The sequence below is a fragment of the Roseateles sp. genome (assembly GCF_031397715.1).
Classification (GTDB): Bacteria; Pseudomonadota; Gammaproteobacteria; order Burkholderiales; family Burkholderiaceae_C; genus Paucibacter_A.
Map to the genome: position 1 here is coordinate 1 of NZ_JANNMI010000372.1, position 16,211 is coordinate 16,211.

The 16,211-nt window shown below is 64.8% G+C and carries 18 protein-coding genes; 12 read left to right on the forward strand and 6 right to left on the reverse strand.

The features are described 5' to 3' along the window. The first annotated feature begins 755 nt into the window (after positions 1 to 755). Both RMO57_RS16135 and RMO57_RS16140 read left to right on the forward strand, forming a co-directional pair. Positions 756 to 1,028: a hypothetical protein gene (locus RMO57_RS16135; RefSeq protein WP_310388323.1), complete on the forward strand. Its 273-nt coding sequence runs from the start codon at positions 756 to 758 to the stop codon at positions 1,026 to 1,028. A gap of 296 nt (positions 1,029 to 1,324) precedes the next feature. Further along, positions 1,325 to 1,744, forward strand: coding sequence for a hypothetical protein (locus tag RMO57_RS16140; RefSeq protein WP_310388325.1), 420 nt, complete (start codon positions 1,325 to 1,327; stop codon positions 1,742 to 1,744). Positions 1,745 to 1,802: 58 nt separating this feature from the next. Here the strand turns inward: RMO57_RS16140 and RMO57_RS16145 are convergent, their stop codons facing one another. Further along, positions 1,803 to 2,504: a phosphatase PAP2 family protein gene (locus RMO57_RS16145; RefSeq protein WP_310388326.1), complete on the reverse strand. Its 702-nt coding sequence runs from the start codon at positions 2,502 to 2,504 to the stop codon at positions 1,803 to 1,805. Continuing rightward, positions 2,501 to 4,267, reverse strand: a complete 1,767-nt coding sequence (locus RMO57_RS16150; RefSeq protein ID WP_310388328.1) for a phosphoethanolamine--lipid A transferase — start codon at positions 4,265 to 4,267, stop codon at positions 2,501 to 2,503. The genes RMO57_RS16145 and RMO57_RS16150 overlap by 4 nt, the downstream gene beginning before the upstream one ends. Positions 4,268 to 4,385: 118 nt before the next feature. Here RMO57_RS16150 and RMO57_RS16155 point away from each other — a divergent pair, with 118 nt between their 5' ends. The 10 genes from RMO57_RS16155 to RMO57_RS16200 all read left to right on the forward strand — a co-directional run bounded on the left by RMO57_RS16155 (position 4,386) and on the right by RMO57_RS16200 (position 13,208). Next, positions 4,386 to 5,060, forward strand: a complete 675-nt coding sequence (locus RMO57_RS16155; protein ID WP_310388331.1) for a response regulator transcription factor — start codon at positions 4,386 to 4,388, stop codon at positions 5,058 to 5,060. Next, positions 5,057 to 6,340, forward strand: a complete 1,284-nt coding sequence (locus RMO57_RS16160) for an ATP-binding protein (protein WP_310388332.1) — start codon at positions 5,057 to 5,059, stop codon at positions 6,338 to 6,340. Before RMO57_RS16155 ends, RMO57_RS16160 begins: the two co-directional genes overlap by 4 nt. 228 nt (positions 6,341 to 6,568) lie before the next feature. Continuing rightward, positions 6,569 to 7,537: a PEP-CTERM sorting domain-containing protein gene (locus tag RMO57_RS16165; RefSeq protein WP_310388334.1), complete on the forward strand. Its 969-nt coding sequence runs from the start codon at positions 6,569 to 6,571 to the stop codon at positions 7,535 to 7,537. Between the two features lie 108 nt (positions 7,538 to 7,645). Next, a complete protein-coding gene (locus RMO57_RS16170; RefSeq protein ID WP_310388336.1) occupies positions 7,646 to 9,043 on the forward strand; it encodes a hypothetical protein in 1,398 nt (465 codons plus the stop codon). Position 9,044: 1 nt separating this feature from the next. Beyond that, positions 9,045 to 10,766, forward strand: coding sequence for a choice-of-anchor X domain-containing protein (locus tag RMO57_RS16175; protein ID WP_310388338.1), 1,722 nt, complete (start codon positions 9,045 to 9,047; stop codon positions 10,764 to 10,766). A 35-nt stretch (positions 10,767 to 10,801) separates the two neighbouring features. Next, a complete protein-coding gene (locus RMO57_RS16180; protein ID WP_310388339.1) occupies positions 10,802 to 11,101 on the forward strand; it encodes a hypothetical protein in 300 nt (99 codons plus the stop codon). A gap of 48 nt (positions 11,102 to 11,149) precedes the next feature. Continuing rightward, positions 11,150 to 11,677, forward strand: coding sequence for a hypothetical protein (locus tag RMO57_RS16185; protein WP_310388341.1), 528 nt, complete (start codon positions 11,150 to 11,152; stop codon positions 11,675 to 11,677). Between the two features lie 276 nt (positions 11,678 to 11,953). After that, positions 11,954 to 12,472 carry an NADPH-dependent FMN reductase gene (locus RMO57_RS16190; RefSeq protein ID WP_310388343.1) on the forward strand — a complete coding sequence of 173 codons (519 nt, stop codon included), beginning with the start codon at positions 11,954 to 11,956 and terminating at the stop codon, positions 12,470 to 12,472. A 17-nt stretch (positions 12,473 to 12,489) separates the two neighbouring features. Beyond that, positions 12,490 to 12,915 carry a hypothetical protein gene (locus RMO57_RS16195; RefSeq protein WP_310388345.1) on the forward strand — a complete coding sequence of 142 codons (426 nt, stop codon included), beginning with the start codon at positions 12,490 to 12,492 and terminating at the stop codon, positions 12,913 to 12,915. Further along, positions 12,912 to 13,208, forward strand: coding sequence for a helix-hairpin-helix domain-containing protein (locus RMO57_RS16200; RefSeq protein WP_310388347.1), 297 nt, complete (start codon positions 12,912 to 12,914; stop codon positions 13,206 to 13,208). The genes RMO57_RS16195 and RMO57_RS16200 overlap by 4 nt, the downstream gene beginning before the upstream one ends. Before the next feature lie 19 nt (positions 13,209 to 13,227). Here RMO57_RS16200 and RMO57_RS16205 read toward each other — a convergent pair whose 3' ends face one another. From RMO57_RS16205 to RMO57_RS16220, 4 genes are all read right to left on the reverse strand, one after another. Next, complete coding sequence (locus RMO57_RS16205) at positions 13,228 to 13,986, reverse strand: transferase (RefSeq protein ID WP_310388349.1); 759 nt, start codon at positions 13,984 to 13,986, stop codon at positions 13,228 to 13,230. A gap of 26 nt (positions 13,987 to 14,012) precedes the next feature. Beyond that, on the reverse strand, positions 14,013 to 14,756 hold the full coding sequence (locus RMO57_RS16210; protein ID WP_310388351.1) for a YoaK family protein: 744 nt from the start codon (positions 14,754 to 14,756) through the stop codon (positions 14,013 to 14,015). Between the two features lie 152 nt (positions 14,757 to 14,908). Next, on the reverse strand, positions 14,909 to 15,268 hold the full coding sequence (locus RMO57_RS16215; protein ID WP_310388353.1) for an ankyrin repeat domain-containing protein: 360 nt from the start codon (positions 15,266 to 15,268) through the stop codon (positions 14,909 to 14,911). Positions 15,269 to 15,338: 70 nt separating this feature from the next. Continuing rightward, positions 15,339 to 15,599 carry a hypothetical protein gene (locus RMO57_RS16220; RefSeq protein WP_310388355.1) on the reverse strand — a complete coding sequence of 87 codons (261 nt, stop codon included), beginning with the start codon at positions 15,597 to 15,599 and terminating at the stop codon, positions 15,339 to 15,341. Between the last annotated feature and the right edge of the window lie 612 nt (positions 15,600 to 16,211).

Sequence of the window (16,211 nt, forward strand, 5' to 3'; positions counted from 1 at the left end):
GTAGCTCGTTGGGCTCATAACCCAAAGGTCGTAGGTTCAAATCCTGCCCCCGCAACCAACAGTAAAGAAAACATCAGCCCATCACCGCAAGGTGGTTGGGCTGTTTTTTTTATGATGGCCAATGGGGGCAAACTCCTCGCCCCAAGCGTCGGTCCTGCTGATAGCAAGATAGTTTGTCGGTCACCGTAGTCCCAGTTTCCTTTGTCGGCACGAGCAAGCCTGCATGCGCCCTCCGATTCGCGCGACAGCAACTCGACAGCGGCACAATGACAGCGTAAAAACAGGTAGAGGCAGATGATCGTCGCCAATGGTGACGCCTTGATGGATGTGTTCGCGGCTGGTGCCGAAGCCGACCGGCATGTTGCTTGATGCGCGTAAAGGTGGCTCTTCGCTGAATGTGGTTGTCGGCACCCAGCGGGCCTTGGTCGAGCGCGAACAAAAGCGCAGCGTGCTCGCCTAAGCCCCGTATCCGCCTCAAAGTCGAGCCCGATCTGGCGCGCTGGCACGAGACCCTTCAATGGTTGCTGACGCGCAACCCATATTCTCAAGGTCCGCGATGAAGACCTAGGAGCCGCGGCGACGGCGACGGCGCCTGGGCTTGAACGCGTAGGGTCCATATCGCCATGCCGCCGATGGCGGTGCCGTTTCTCAGCCCGCCCTGCTGACCGCACTGGCCGAGCGCGGTGTCTTGAATCCGCCGGACTTGGCAGCGCTGTCCGAGCAGGCGCTGACCGAGGCGCTGAGTTTTACCGCACGTGCCGCCGCCATCACCTGCGCGCGGCGCCGCGTCGGCCGGCTCCGGCGATACCGAGCCGGCCTTGCAGGCGCTGGCGCAGCAATGCCTGCGCGGCAGCTTTTTCCTGACCGGCGAGGCACTGGCGCTTGCGCCCAAGCCGGGTGCTCAGCTAGCGGCGCCAAGCCACACGGTCGCTGTGCATGGCGACAAGCACGCCCGCGTTGCCAACCTGCCGCGGCCGAGCAGTTGGCCGCGGCTCACCAGCTGCAGCCATACAGCCCAGCTGAGTTGAACTGACGACGCGCCGGCACGGTATCTAAGTTGACTCGCCCGGCGCTCTGCTGGTGTGCGTCTTCGACAGACGTTCTTTCACGTAAAAAGAAACAGTCGCGGACGGGTAGGGTCGGTTTTGGACGCCGGGATTGCGGCATATCGCACAAAGGCCCTTAATATCAAGGTGGGTTTGAAGGGCTTGATTGGGCTTCAGCCGACGGTGGTTCGCCGCGGCGTTCGGCCGATGCGCAGTTAAACCTATCTCTGCACCTGAGTTTCTCAGTGCATTTTTATTCAATTTTTGAAGGTGTGGTTATGAAAAAGTCCATCTCAGCTGTTGCCGTTATCTTGTCTTTGTTGGGCGGTGTTGCCCAGGCCCAAATTACCGCCGCGACGGCCATGCCCGCCGCGACAGCGCCGGCCAAGGCAGCCGCCGCGAGCACCGACCCCGTCATAATCATGCGCGCCGAGCAGCGTGCCGCACGCACCGAGTTCAACAACACCACGCGCCCATTGCGCGCCGAGCGCGCCGCGACCATCAAGGCGGCGCAGGACAAGGCCGGTGCTGAAGCCAAGGCTGCCGGCAAGGACCCCGCGGTGGCCCGTCGCAACGCCCGGGTCGAGGCCACCGCCGCGACCAAGGCCGAGTTCGACGCCAAGATGAAGGCCGCCGGCGAAACCCGCAGCGCCGCCATGGCCGCAGCTGCCGCCAAGCGCGCCGCGGCTGCTAAGTAAACACAAGAAAAGGCGGGCGAGCTTGAATCGGAAGCCACGCGGCCACCGATTCAAGCCCTTACTTGGCCACTTGACCTGAGTGGATGGCGCGGGAGCGCCAGCGCCTGATCTGCTCAGCCAGCACACAGAGTGCCCAACAGATCCAGCCCGACCACAGAATGTGGCTGAGATAGTGCGCACCGCGCGCCATCTGGGCCCAGCCGAACAAGGCCGCCGTGCCTAGCAACAGGCACAACAAGCCCCGCGCCAGCGCCGGCCGATACGGACGCCACAGAAAATACAGGCCGAAGAAGCCAAATGCGGCGATGGCGTGGCCGGACGGGAAGCAATGCCCCGGGCCGCCGTCATAAACGCCCAGCAACCAATGCGGCACATAGGTGGCTACGCCGCCAAACTCGCTCAACTCCCAGGGGCAGCTGCTCATGGTGACGCGTTTGAGCGCCGGCACAAACAAGATGCTGGCGACCGCCACGCCCAGCCAATAGCGGCGCTCCTGCTTAGGTGGCGTCAGCTCAGTGGGTTTCATAGCCAAGGCGTGCAGCAGCTGCCAGCCCAGCAGCAGCCACGCCAAGCTGCGTCCGCCCTCGTGCAGCAGGCGGCTGGTCAGCCAAGCCTCGCGCCAGCGGAAGCCATCGGCTGACCCGAACAAGCGCGCCAGCGGCAGGTCCAGGCCGCTGAAATCCCAGGCGATCAAGAACAACAGCGCAACGATAGTGATGGCAAGGTCGCGCTGCCCGGCTTGTTTTCCGGCCGCCATCATTTGGCGGACGGCGCCTTAGCGGGCAAGCGGCATTGCGCGCTCAGGTCCAGGCTTGGTTCCAACAGTTCGCTGCGCACATCGAGCAGGCCCATCACCGTGTGGAATAAATGGTCGTGCATGACAGGCGGCGCTGTGGGCACGGCGCGCTGGCGCAGGCAGTCCCAGTCGACCCCGGCGGCAGCGGCAAAGCCGCTGCTGGCCCACATCAGCATTGGCACCCGGGTCTGCACATCGGGGGCGATCGCGTAGGGGATGCCGTGCAGGAACAAACCGTTTTCACCCAGCGATTCGCCGTGGTCGGAGACGTAAATGACGGCCGCATCCACCTCGTTCGCGCGGGCCTTCAGCTTGGCGATCAAACTGGCCAACACATGGTCGGTGTAGAGCAAGGCGTTGTCATAGGCATTGGTGATTTCTTCCTTGCTGCACAGGCGCAAATCGTCTTGCTCGCAGGCCGGCACAAAGCGCTTGAAGGCCGGCGGGTAGCGGCGGAAGTAGGACGGGCCATGGTTGCCGAGCTGGTGCATCAGCCAGAGCTGGGGCACCAAGACTCCGGCCGGCGGGACAGAGGAGCGAGCGATCAAGGCGTTCAAACGGGTGTCCAAATCGGCAACCAGCCCCTCGTCCAAGCAGCGGTCGCCTTCACACAGGCCGGGCGCATTGAGCCTGGACACCGCGTCGTTCGGCAAGCCCTCGCAGACGCCTTTGCAGCCGGACTGGTTGTCGCGCCACTGCACCCCGACGCCGGCCCGTGCCAGCACATGCAGCAGTGAATCGGTGCCGCGAATGCGGGCCTCGTCATAGTCGCGCCGCCCAATTGCCGAGAACATGCAGGGCAGCGAGGTCTCGGTATTGGTGCCGCAGGCACGCACATCACCAAAGCTGATCAAACTGCTGCCGGGCAAAGCCGCGATTTGCGCCAGCTGCGGCGTGGTCTGGCGGGTATAGCCGTTCAAGCCCCAGTTGGCGGCGCGGGCCGTCTCGCCGATGACGAACACCACCACCATGGGCTTGCTGTGCGCAGCCCAGCGCGTGCCCGCTTTGGCGTCCAGCCCCACCGCTTGGCGGGGCTTGGTCGCCCCGTGCGCTTCGGCCGCCAAGGTGCTGCCCAGCGACCACACATAGTTGGCCGGTGTGATCAGGTAACGGATCTCCTTGTGATTGCGCATCAGGGACGAGAAGGGTTGGAACACCGCCATCACGCTGGCCACCATGGCCAGCACAGCGACGGCCAGCAGCCCCATGCGCACCAGTGCCGCGCGCCGCCAGGGCCGCTTGACGATGCGTACCCGCCACAGCAAAGCCAGCGGCAAGCCGGCGTAGATCAACACATGCAAAAGCAGCGCCGCCGAGATCAGTTCGCCCGCCTCCGCCGTGTCGGTGCGCAAGGCATTGCGCACCATCGTTGGGTCGAGGTAGACGCCGTAGGCCTGCATGAACCAGCTGGCGAAGGCGGTCGCGATGATCAAGACCGCCAACAGCGGCTTGACGGTCCAGCGATTCGCGACCAGCGCCAGCAAAAAGACATGCAAAGCGAGAACCAGCACCACCATGGCCGCGGCAAAACCCCAGGCGCTGGGGTCATCGAAACTACGGCCTTTCAAGGCCGCGATAAAAAAGTAGCGGTTGGCGGCCACCGCCCAGAACAAGCTGACGGCAAGCAGCAGCTGTTCCACCGTGGCAGGAATGGTCAGCCTGGTGCTGCGCTCGCTGGCCGGCGCTGTGGGGGGCGTAACTGGCTTCGATGAGTTGGAGATGTTCATCGGCAGATTGAACCCTGCGCACCTGAAGCGCACCTGAAGGGTGCAGCGCGGCGCCGCTGTTTGGTCTTGGCCGGCCCCTTTCTGGCGGCGACAATCCACCGCCTGGACAGGAGGAACGATGCGACTGCTGCTGCTTGAAGACGACGACATCCTCGGCGAGGGCCTGCGCGACTATCTGCGCAGCCAAGGCCATGTGGTCGACTGGTGCCGCAACCTGAAGCAAACCGAAGCGTTGCGGAGCGAGCCCTTCGATGCCTATTTGCTTGACTGGCAGCTGCCCGATGGCTCCGGGCTGGACTGGCTGGCCGGCGCACGCCGACGCGGTGACAGCGTGCCCGCCCTGATGCTGACCGCCCGCGACGGCCTAAACTCTCGCATCGAGGGCCTCGACGCCGGCGCCGATGATTATTTGGTCAAGCCCTTTGCGCCCGAGGAGCTGGCCGCGCGGCTGCGGGCGGTCGGGCGGCGCAGCGGCGGCGGCGGGGCCGAGTCACGCCGCCGCATCGCCAGCTGTGAGGGCCGGGTCGAGATTGATCTGGCCGAGCGCGCCGCCTATCTGGACGGCCAGCGGGTCGAGTTGACCGGCCGCGAATGGGCGGTGCTGGAGGCGCTGCTGTTGCGCGCCGGCCGCATCGTCGCCAAGTCCGAACTTGAAAAACTGGTGCTGGGTTTTGAGGCCGAGCTGGCCAGCAATGCGTTGGAGGTCCATGTCTCGGCATTGCGCCGCAAGCTGGGCCGCGGCGTGATCGAGACCGTGCGCGGCATCGGCTACCGTCTGGAGGCGCTGAAATGAACTTGCCTTCCATACGCCGGCGCCTTGCCCGCTCGCTGGTGGTTTGGTTCTTGTTGTCCGGTTTCTTCGTCGCTTCGGCGGTCTGGTTGGCGGCACGCCACGAGGCCGACGAGTTGCTTGACGATACCTTGCGCGCGTCGGCCGAACTGATTGGCGGTTTGCTGCTGCACGAGGGCCAGGGCCTAGTGGAAAGCCGCAGTGCCAAGATGCCGGCGGCAGGTGGCGCCGAGCGTTTTGCCTGGCAAGTCTTGAATGCCGACGGTCAGGTCATCTTGCGCTCGAACGCAGCGCCTGCGGCGGCCTTGCGCACCACGCCCGGCGCCGGCTTCAGCGACGCGCCGAATTGGCGTCTCTATGGCCTTGCCTTGGGGCAAGACGGGCGCATGCTCTACGTCGCACAAACGCGCGCCGATCGTCTGGAAGCGCAGGCCGAGATCACGCTCAGCGCCGTGCTGGCGGCCTTGGCCGTCGGCTTGATGGGCCAGCTCTGGGTGCGTTTCAAGATTCGCCACGAGCTGGCGCCGCTGCAAACCTTGTCGGAGCGGCTGGCCGCCTTTGAGCCGACCGATGCTCGCTCAAGCCTCGGCCCGGCCGAGCGTGAGGAGCTGCAGCCCGTGCATGCGGCCATCGATGAGCTGAGTCAGCGGCTCGCCGAGCGTATCGCCAATGAGCGCGCCTTTGCCGGCCATGCCTCGCATGCCTTGCGCACGCCGCTGGCCGGCATCGATGCGCAATTGGCGGTAGCCTTGCTTGAAGCGCCCCAGGCCTTGCGGCCGCGTCTGGCGCGCGCGCGCGAGGCGGCCCAGCGCCTGCAGCATGTGGTCGCGGCCCTGCTGGGCCTGTTTCGCAGCAACACCGGGCTACAGCGCCGCCCACTTGATCTGGCTGAACTGCTGGCGCGGCTGCCCATCCAGGGGTTGACGGTGCGCGTGGTCGGGGCCGCCACGCTCAACGCCGACCCCGACCTGCTGGGTGCCGCCTTGCTCAATTTGCTCGACAACGCGCGCCGTTACGGCGCCACAGCGGTCACGGTGGATGTGCCCGCAGCGGGCGTGCTGCGCCTGCATGACGACGGCCCCGGCTTGGCGCCCCAACGCTTGGCCGAGCTGCAGGCCGCGCTCGACGCGCGCAACTTTGACGCCAATACTGGCCTCGGCCTGATCTTGGCGGAACGGGTGGCCAGCGCCCATGGCGGCGCGGTCAGGCTGGTGCAGGCCGAACGGGGCTTTTGCGTTGAGCTGGCGCTGGGCGAGCCAGCGCTTGCGGGCGCCGACCTCTGAAGAGCAGAGCCCGGGCAGGTCAGATTGACACTCAGGGCCAGACACAGACCTGCTGCACTGGTAATAACCCTAAATCCAAACGGGCCGAACCCCCATTCGGTGGCACATGAAGACCACTATTTCTGCGCGCAGTTGTCTACCTACACTGGGGACCAGCTGATAGGCCATGCCATCCCGGCAAGGGGTTATGCAGGGCTTGATGTCGAACCCTGTGCTAAGGACTATCTGATGAAGCAATTTGGTCGAATTCGTCGCACTGCCGCGATTTTGGGTGGCTTGGTGTTTGGCGCGGGCCCGGCGTTGCTGATGCCCGGCAGCGCGATGGCCGGCGTGGTCAGCTTGTCGTCAAGCGCCAGTTCGGTGGCGGTGGGCGAGAGTTTCACGCTGAGCTTGAGGATTGATGGCCTGACGGGCGCCGTCGCCGACTCGTTGGCCGGCTTTGATCTGAAGCTGGGCTTTGACGCCGGCGCGGTGCAGCTGTCGGGCCACGGCTTTGTCGACGCCGGCAGCGGGCTGAACCCGCTGGATTTGCCCGAGGTCGGCGGCTTCGGTTTCAACGGCGATGCCAGCCTGGTCGCAGGCGGCGGCGCGGTCAGCGCCTTCGGCTTGTCGGGTAATTCCGGCGCCTTGCTGGACAGCGACCAGGCCGACGCCTTCGTCTTCCTGACCTTGCGTTTCCTCGCCCTGGCCGACAGCCCGGCGGCGCAGTTCAGCCTTGACCTCGGCGACCCGGGCCTGCTGTTTGCTGATTCCGGCAGCGATGCGCTGGCCGTCAGCTTCCGGAACACCGCCCTGACGGTCAGCATTGGCCCGAATAACGGCGTCGTGCCCGAGCCGTCCAGCTTGGGCCTAGCCGGCTTGGCCTTGCTCGCCTGCCTAGGCCGGCGGCGTGGCGCCATCGCCGCCAGCACCGCCATGCTGGTGTTATCGCCGCTGGCCTTTGCCGCCGACGCGCCGGCCGCGCCGAAAGCGGCCGTCCAGGCCGCCGGTTCCAAAGTCGACACCCAGGCCGGTGCCGTTGATGGCTTGGTCGTGGAGGTGCGCGGCCAGCGGCTGAAGGTGCGCGGCGCCGACGGTCACGAGGCCTGGTTCACCACCAGCGCGCCGTTGAGCAGCGAGATCGTGAACAAGCGCGTGCGCGGCCAGGCCAAGCCGGCGGGCGACAGCCAACTGCTTGACGCGCCGAAATTTGACTGAGCATTTTTTAGGTCTCTGAGCCTCTCAGCTCCGACCATTGCAGGGGAACGTATGCAAACTCGCTTTTCAAACTTTCCAAGCCGAACGGCAATCTTGATTGCCGCTCACATGCTCTGCTCACCCTTGTGGGCGCAGACCTCGTCGCCGTTCGCGCCGCCCGAGCAAAAGCTGGGTGTTTACGTCATCAACAGCGGCCGAGGCCTGGACACCGGCTGCACCTACCGGGGCGGCGGCCCGCTGGTCATCAAGCTGCCGATTCCGCAGGTGGTCAACGAGACCCAGCTGAACGCCGACGGTTCATTGAAGGACCCCTCTGGCTTGGTGCGCAAGGGCATCTTGTCCGCCCAAGCGGTGCTGCGCTTCCCGGTCTATGACATCGACGACAAGGCGGTCGTCAACGGCATCGCGCCGGAGATCGACCGGCTGAGCTTCAACGGCAACTTCAAGCGCACGCTGGCCGGATTCAACAACACCTGGACCGATGACTCGCTGGTCGTGCCCATCGAGGAGTTGCGCTTCGGCAAGGACAACACGCTGCAGATCGATATCGACACCGCCAACGTCGGCAGCGGCGAGTATTGGTGCATGTCGGTGGACTGGTTGTCGGCCGAGTTCGAGGCCGCCGCACCCTATGTGCTGGCGCATGGCATTTCCGCCAGCGAAACCACCTGGGATGAGGACGGCGCGCCCGGTGTGATCACCGCCTTGAACGAGCGCGGCGTGCTGCACACACGCTTTTCCCTCGGTGCCGGGCAGGGCGGCAACGGCACGGTAGCGGCCAATGCGCGCGAGCAGCGCGGCAATCTGGACACTTGGCTGGCCGAGCAGAAATCCGACCGCGTACATGTGATCGCCCACAGCAAGGGCGGCCTCGACACGCAGGGCCTGCAAGCGCTGGCGCCCAAGTTCAAGCTGCTCAGCCTGGCCACGCTGTCGACCCCGCACCGGGGCAGCGTGGCCGCCGATTTGTCGCTGATCCAGAAATCCGAGTACGACGATCTGGTGGCGGCCGGCGCCGACCCGAACGGTTTTGCGCAGACTTATCTCGATACCTGGACCTTCGGCCAAGGGCCGCAGTTGCCTGGCCTGCGTGATCTGGCCACCTATAGCGGCACGCCCAAGGGCAATATCGCCAACACCTTCACCGTCGGCGCCGACGCCGACGCCAATGGTGACAACGACCTCTCGGCGGCCGAGGCCGCACCGCTGTTCCCGGGAGTCGCAGCCTACGCCGCACGGCGTGCCTGGCTGGTGCTGCGTGACTTCGGGTCCGCGACCATGTCGTTCTCGACCGTGCCCGGCCGGTTCTGGGGCACCCGCACCGTGCTGACCTACACCACCCGCCTGGCGCCGACGCCGCAAGCCAATGACATCGTGGTGACGCTGAACTCGGCCAACCCGGGTTTCGGCACACCGATGGGCAATGTCACCGCCAACCACAGCTCGGTCAAGAGCGCGGCCAATGTGAACCGGCTGCTGGACCGCAGCATCCCTATCAAGGACTAGCATGACGACCCGCTCATTCACCTCATCCCCCGCGGCGGTGCGCCTGCGTCGCCTGGCCGGATTCAGCCTGCTGGCATCGGCAGCCACTCTCAACCTCATCAGCGCGCCGGCGGGCGCGCAAACCTCGCCGGTTCCCCAGGTGGCGATGAACACGCCGCAAAGCCTGACGGGCAAGATCGTGCCCGGCATGAGCCGGCTGGAGCTGCCCTTTGTGCTGGGCGAAGCCAGCTCGCTGGCGCTGGACGTGATCGTGCCGGTGGACGGCGCCAGCCTCAGCCTGGTGGCGCCGGACGGCAGCATCGCGGCCGCCTCGGGCGGCGCCGGCGTGCGCTTCCACCCCGGCTCGGCCCTGCCGCAGCCGGCGCCGGGCGGCGTGTTCGAGATCGGCGCACTGGCTGCGCCGGCGAATGGGCAGTGGAAGCTGGTGCTGGACTTCCCGGCGCCCAACTACTCCACTGTCGTCATCGCCACACTGCGCGCGGTGTCACGTTTGCAGGCCGGCATTGCGATCGAGCGCACCACCTTGCTGGTCGGTGAGGACGTGTCCATCGGCATGCTGTTGACCGACAACGGCCAGCCCAAGCTGGGCCTGGCGCCGCAGATCTCGGTCACACCTGTGAATCAGCAGCCACTGGCGACAGCGGTGCCGGCGCTGGACAATGGCAGCGGCCCCGACGGGCTGGCCAATGACGGGCTTTACAGCATCGATCATCTGTTCAGCCAGGCCGGCGCCTATGACATCCGCGGCACGGCGACGCTGCCGACCGCGCAAGGCCCGGTGCAACGCGCGGCCAGCTTGCGCGTCAACGTGATCGAACCTTCGCTGACCAATGCCAATGTCACGCTGAGCAATCTGCTGGGCAGCGGCGCTTGCGTCAACGGCCTGCAGGTGGCGGTCAGCTTCAGTGCCCAGCAAGACCGCCCGTTTGCTTCGCTGATCCAGTTGGCCGGCTCGAATGGCAAGACCATTGACAGCCGCGCCGCCTTCAGCAGCAGCGCCGGCGCCGCGGCGACCCAGGCGGTCTTCAGCGCCCGCGACATCAAGGACAAGATCGGCGTGGATGGGCCCTATCAGGTCAGCGCCATCACGGTGCTTGACGTCGGCGGCGACGAGTTCACCCAGGCCTTCAGGCGCAATGATGCCGGCAGCTTCACCGTGCCGTTGAGCAATCTATGCGCCCAGCCGATCGAGTTCCCGGGCTCCTTGAGCGTGACGCCGGTGCTCAAGGCGGGCTTCATCGGCTCGCTGGACATCAGCATCCCGGTCAAGGTCACCGTCTCCGGCTTCTACCAAATTTCCTACAAGGTATTTGGCGCCGGGGGCGAAGATCTGGGCCTGATCAACGCTTCGCGCCAGCTCACGGCCGGGGTCAACAATGTGCTCAGCAATCTGGCCACGGAGGCCTTGCTGAAGTCGGAGGGCCCCTACCAAGTGGTGTCCCTGTTGGTGGTGGGCGGCGGCGCGGCGGAGCGCAAATCGACGGTGGGGCAGTCGGCGGCGATCTCGCGCTGGCAGTTCTATCCCAAGATCAGCGGCGACCTGAACGGCGACGACTCGGTCGATGCGCTGGACAATGCGCTGATGACCCAATTCCGCAACACCGCAGCACTGATTCCCGGCGACCGGCGCGACCTGAACAAGGACGGCGTGGTCAATCTGCTGGACGCCCGCGCCCTGCAAAAGCTGGCCTGTAAAAAACCTGCCTGCCCAGTCAACCCCTGATGCCGCCGTGATTCAACCGTGAAAGGCGCCGTTTGATGGCTTGGTTGCCTTGGGGGGTAACGGCGCTCAGCGCCGCCTACTTCGCCCTGCTGCCGGTGATCTTCATGGCCATCAATGCGGGCCTGCCGATGTGGTTGGAGCGCAGCCTGCTGGTGCTCGGCGCGCCCGGCATCTTGCTGGTGACGCTATGGACGCCGCTGCTGCGCAAAATCGGCCTGAGCCAGGGCGAGTGGATCGTCGGCCCCAGCCCCTGGGCCTATGCGCTGCTGGCGCTGTTGCACACACTGTTGATTTATGTGGCGGCGGCTTGGCTGGGTAGGTTGCTGGCCCGCTGAGATTGGTGAGTGCCTAGATTGGCCGCAAAGTAGTCACTGAGTTCACTGATGATTGAAACCGCACTGAAAGCGTTTGTTGCGCAAATTGAGCTGCGTTTTGGCCCAGTGTTCGAGCCGGGCCCGGCGGACTTGCGCGACCTTGGCGAGGACTTGCTGCGGCTTTGCCGCAAGCTCGATTTCAATCAACTTGATTTGCCGGAGGCCGGGCCGGGGCAGGAGTTCTTGCACCATCTGGCCGTCAGCCCAATGGGCGGCCCGTCGACCTACCTTGTTTCGGACGGCTCGGGCGTGACAAGTCCGCCGCATGAGCACAAAACCTGGGCCGTGATTGTGGGCATCCGGGGTTGCGAGATCAACACCAGGTTCGAGCGCCTGGATGTGAGATCCCGGCAAGTGGTCGCGGCCGCTTCGGTCAACATTGGGGCGGGGCAATTGCTGCTGTTTTCGGCTGAGCAGATACATGCCACCGCCGTCCTCGGCGAGCGGGCCACGTTTCACCTTCATCTGTATGGCGCAGCGCTCCACACCTTGCCGCCGTTCAAGAGCCGCTGCTTTGAGTCAGTCAGCGCGGCTTAGCCCGCCGCAACTTCTGAAGTTGACTGCATGAAAGTCAAACCCTTCTCCGGCACCGGACCAGGCGCGCAGGCCCAAGACGGCTGTTCGGTCGAGCTTCAGATTGGAGCCTCTTCTCTTCATCCCATGCATCCCCTTCATCCTGGCTAAAAGTATTTCCGCGGGCTTGAGAAAATTTGGCCTGGATGAAGGGGATGAACACTGATTTTGCCCGCTGAGATTATTCGTTATGGGATGGGTCGCTGGCAGAATGGCCAGTTTCACGATCTGATCGGCCTCATGAACATCCTTGCCATCTCCGGCAGCCTGCGCGCCGACTCGATCAATTCTGCTTTCTGCCGCACGGCAACGCGCCTAGCCCCGCCGCCGTTGAACGTCCTTGTGTTCGCTGGCCTGGGTGGGCTGCCGCTGTTCAACCCCGACCTTGAGGGTGATCCACCGACTAGCGTGATGGCGTTTCGTGCCGCGGTGGCGCAGGCCGACGCGCTGCTGATCGCCAGCCCCGAGTACGCACACGGCATTTCCGGCCCGCTTAAGAATGCGCTGGACTGGCTGGTCAGCTTCGAGGGCTTTGTGGCAAAGCCGGTCGCCATCATCAATACCTCGGCGCGGGCGCAAATTGCGCACGCAGCCTTGGCCGAAATTTTGCGCACCATGTCCGCCCGGCTGCTTCTTCAAGACGCGTCGCAGCGCCTGCCCTTGCTGGGCGGCTCTTGCATCACCGAGCAGGCCATTTGCGCGTCGCCCGAACTCAGCTTGAAAATCCGCCACATCCTGCTGGCAATGGTCAGCGCTTGAAGCCGAGGAGCGAGCCGGTGTTCTATGCAATCAAGACCGAGCTGCACGACCTGGCCGCGCCGCTGCTCAAATTCAACGAGCAAAAGACCATGTACGGCGGCAAACACATCGCCGCGGGTGACCGCATCTTCGTGTTTGCCAGCGAGCCGAGCTGCGGCACCGGTCTGGTTGCCCATGGCATCGTCAGCGCGGCCGTCGCCTGCCCAAGAATGCCGTGCCTGGGCCGCCAGACGCCGCGCGTCAGCATCACGGTCCAGCCCCGCGCATTCGCCCTGCGACGCCTCGGGCGCAGCGAGTTAAAACAGTTCACTGACTGGCAGGACGGGCGGCCCGAGACCGAGTTGAACTTCAAGTTCTATCGCCAGGCGACGCACAAGATCGTCGGCATTTCGGCCTTGGCGGGCGCTTTTTTGCTGCGATTTTTTGAGGAGAACAGCGGATGAACCCGAGCAAAGTGGTGCGCGCCCGCGTCCACCGCCTGACCGACCTGCCCAATATCGGCAAGGCCGGCGCGGCCGACCTGGAACTGCTCGGCGTGCTGGCGCCGGAGCAATTGGTAGGCCAATGCCCGTATGCCATGTATGAGGCGCTTTGCCGCCTCACCGGAGTTCGCCATGATCCCTGCGTGATCGATGTGTTCATCTCGGTCACCCGCTTCATGGCCGGCGAGGCGGCGCGGCCCTGGTGGGACTACACGCCGGAGCGCAAGCTCAGGCTGCAGAGCGCCGGTCGCTGAGCTCAAGCGGGCTGGCAGCTCAGGCCGATTCGGCCTGCCCCAGCGCCCGCGCCACCGCCTGAAACGCCGGCATCAGCTCGGCCCGCGTGTCGGCGTCTAAATGCTCGGGCCGGCGCGCGCTGGCCGGCTTGAAGCGGCCGGCCAGCCGGCCTTTGCAGGCAAACACGATGGTGTTGCTGCCATCGGCGTCGGCGACCAGCAGAACGTCTGACCCGAAGCTACGGCGTATGCGCGCCACATGCACGGCACAGTCGCGATGGCCGGCGTGCAGATTGATCACCACCAGGCCGTTGGGCTGCAGCGCGTCATGGCAGTCGTCATAAAAACGCTGTGAGCAGAGCGCGGGCGGTTGGCCGTCGTAATCGAAGCCATCGACCAGCAACACATCCAGGCGATAGGGCGGGAAGCGCACGAAATCGGCGCCGTCGCCGCGCCGCACCTTGAAGCGCCCGTCGTCGGGCGGCACGCAGAACTGCTCGCGCAGCGCGATCACATGCGGGTTGATCTCGATCACCTTGATGCGTGTGGCCGGCAGGAAGCGATGGCAGAACTTGGCCATCGACCCACCGCCCAGACCGATCATCGCCAACATGTCCGGCTCCGGGCTGAACAGCATGAAGGCCGCCATGGTACGGGTGTAGTCCAGATCCAGCGCGTGCGGGCGCTGGGTCTGCATGCGGCTCTGGATCTCGCTGATCGAGAAGTGCAGGGCACGCGTGTTCAGCGTCTCGTAGACAAAGGGCTTCAGATATTGGGCGAGGTCAGCAGATTCGGGCATTTTGTTCTTCGAGAGATGTTGTGGGATCAGCCGCGACGCAGGTCGAGCAGCAGGGCCGGCGCGGCAACGATGATCAGCAGCAAGGCGATAGGAATGGTGGCCGAGAAGCCGAAATGCTTGAACGCCAAGGCCCCGGCCAGCCCGCCGATGAAGAACAGGCTCAGGATCAGCAGGTGGATTTTGAGCTTGTCGCGGTTGGCGCGCACGGTGAGGACGAGATTGCCCTGCTGCGCATGGTTCCAGTAGATCAGGCGGCCCAGCTCCAGCCCGAGGTCGGTGATCACGCCGGTCATATGGGTGGTGCGGATCTCGGTGTTGGAGATCTTGGTCACGGTGGCGTTTTGCAAGCCCATGATGAAGCAGAGCAAGAGTACGGCGGTCGGGATCAGCAGGTGCTCAAACGACTTCAGATTAGCGCCGACCATGCCAAACAGCAGCAGCAAGCCGGCTTCCAGCAGCAAAGCCAGCGCGTACTTGCTCTGCATCTGCCGGCGGTGCGCCCAGTTGATCAGGATGGCGGTGCAAGCGGCACCGGCGATGAAGGACGCCAGCGCGGCAAAGCCGGCCAAGGCCAGGGCAAAGCCACCGGTCGCTAGGTCGTCGGCGATTGCGGACACGATGCCCGTCATATGCGAGGTGTAGCGCTGCACCGCCAAAAAACCACCGGCATTGATCGCCCCGGCGACGAACGCGAGCATGCCGCCGAGCTGGCGGTTGGCAAGCGGAGTGCGGTCTTGGCCGGTCAGGCGTTGCAGAAATAAAAGGGCCATCAGGCATGCATCATGCCATTCGAGTGGTTTGTTGCTGAAGGCGGGGCGTGGCCGAAGCGCTAGCGCTCACAAGTCAGCCAGGTGGCTGGTTGTGAGTTTGCGCACGTCAACGATCTTGCCTGCCACGGTCCGCTCACCGTAGACGCTGTAAATTAGGCAGCGCTCGGCTCAAACAGCCTGCGCAGCCAAGACGCAGGCCTGCGCTCCACCGCCGGCCGCTGAGCGCCAAGCTCGCAGAGCTTGTCTTCAACGCGCACAAGGCCCGCTTTCCTTGCCGCCTGCACCGGCGTGACGCCGTCGAACTCCGAGCCGAGGTCGACGCTGGCGCCATGCTCGATCAAGTACAGCGCGGCCTGCTCTTGCCGGGCCAGAATCGCTGCCACCAGCGGCGTGGACAAAAATTCTGGATGCGCGTAGTTAACATCAACCCCGGCAAGCACGTGGTACCTGAGCAAGTCCAGGTCGCCCTCGCAGCCCGCGTTGAACATCTCTTTCCAATTGCCACCGGACATCTTGATTGATCCTCGCTGTGATTGACGTCATGCCTTCGCTTGCAAGCCGCCATTGTCACGGCGCCGCGCGTCAATTCGAATCGGGGCTTACGCGGGCAGGCGGCATGGTCAAGTTAGCCGCCGCGCCCGGCCTTGACCCGCGCCAGCTGCACACAGCCAAGCCGCCCAGCAGCGGCAACAGCGCCCATTGAATGGCCTGCCACCCCCAGGCGTTGAAGACCAGGCCGGCCAGCAGCGCACCGGTAGCGGCCACCGCCGCCGTGATGAACTCGTTGGCGGCCTGCGCCCGCGCCCGGTCGGCCGGGCTGTCGGCGGCAAAGCTCTGCGTCAAAGGAAAAAGCCGAGGGTCAAGTCTTTAAAAAAAGCCGAGGGTCAAGAAAAAAGCCGAGGGTCAAGTCTTTAATCGTTAATTTCCGGCAAACGCCGAGGTCCCAAGAGCATGGGCAAGATTTGACCGGCACGGCATCAACTTGCGAGGTGCATGCGCGCAGCGCGCACCGATTGGGGCGACGCGCAGCGAGTCGTGTTCTTTGCCGTTCCCCTTCTGCATGGGCGAGGAGCGGAGAATTTGCCGGGCTTCGCACAGCGACTTCAAAAACTGACTTCGCGCCCTTTGTCTGAGCGTAGCGCACGTTAGGGCGCGCAGCGAGTTGGGCGCGGCCCGGCAAATTTGAGCACTGAGCGGACCCGCAGGGCGATGCGGCAGGGTCTGAGGCCGCACCGAGCAAGCATCGCTTGCGACGGCTGCCGAAGGATCAGACGCCTACCAGCGGCTGAGCGCCTTCTCTTGCCCACGTCTCTTGGCGAGACAAGAGAAGTGGGTCGCCTGCCGGGCCGAACTCCCGGCATCGTGCGGGGCAAGCAAATCAGCCGAAGGCCGAGCATTCTTTCTGCAGGCCCAGGCCCAGGCACAGCCCAGCGCTCCCAGCCAACGGCAAGTCAT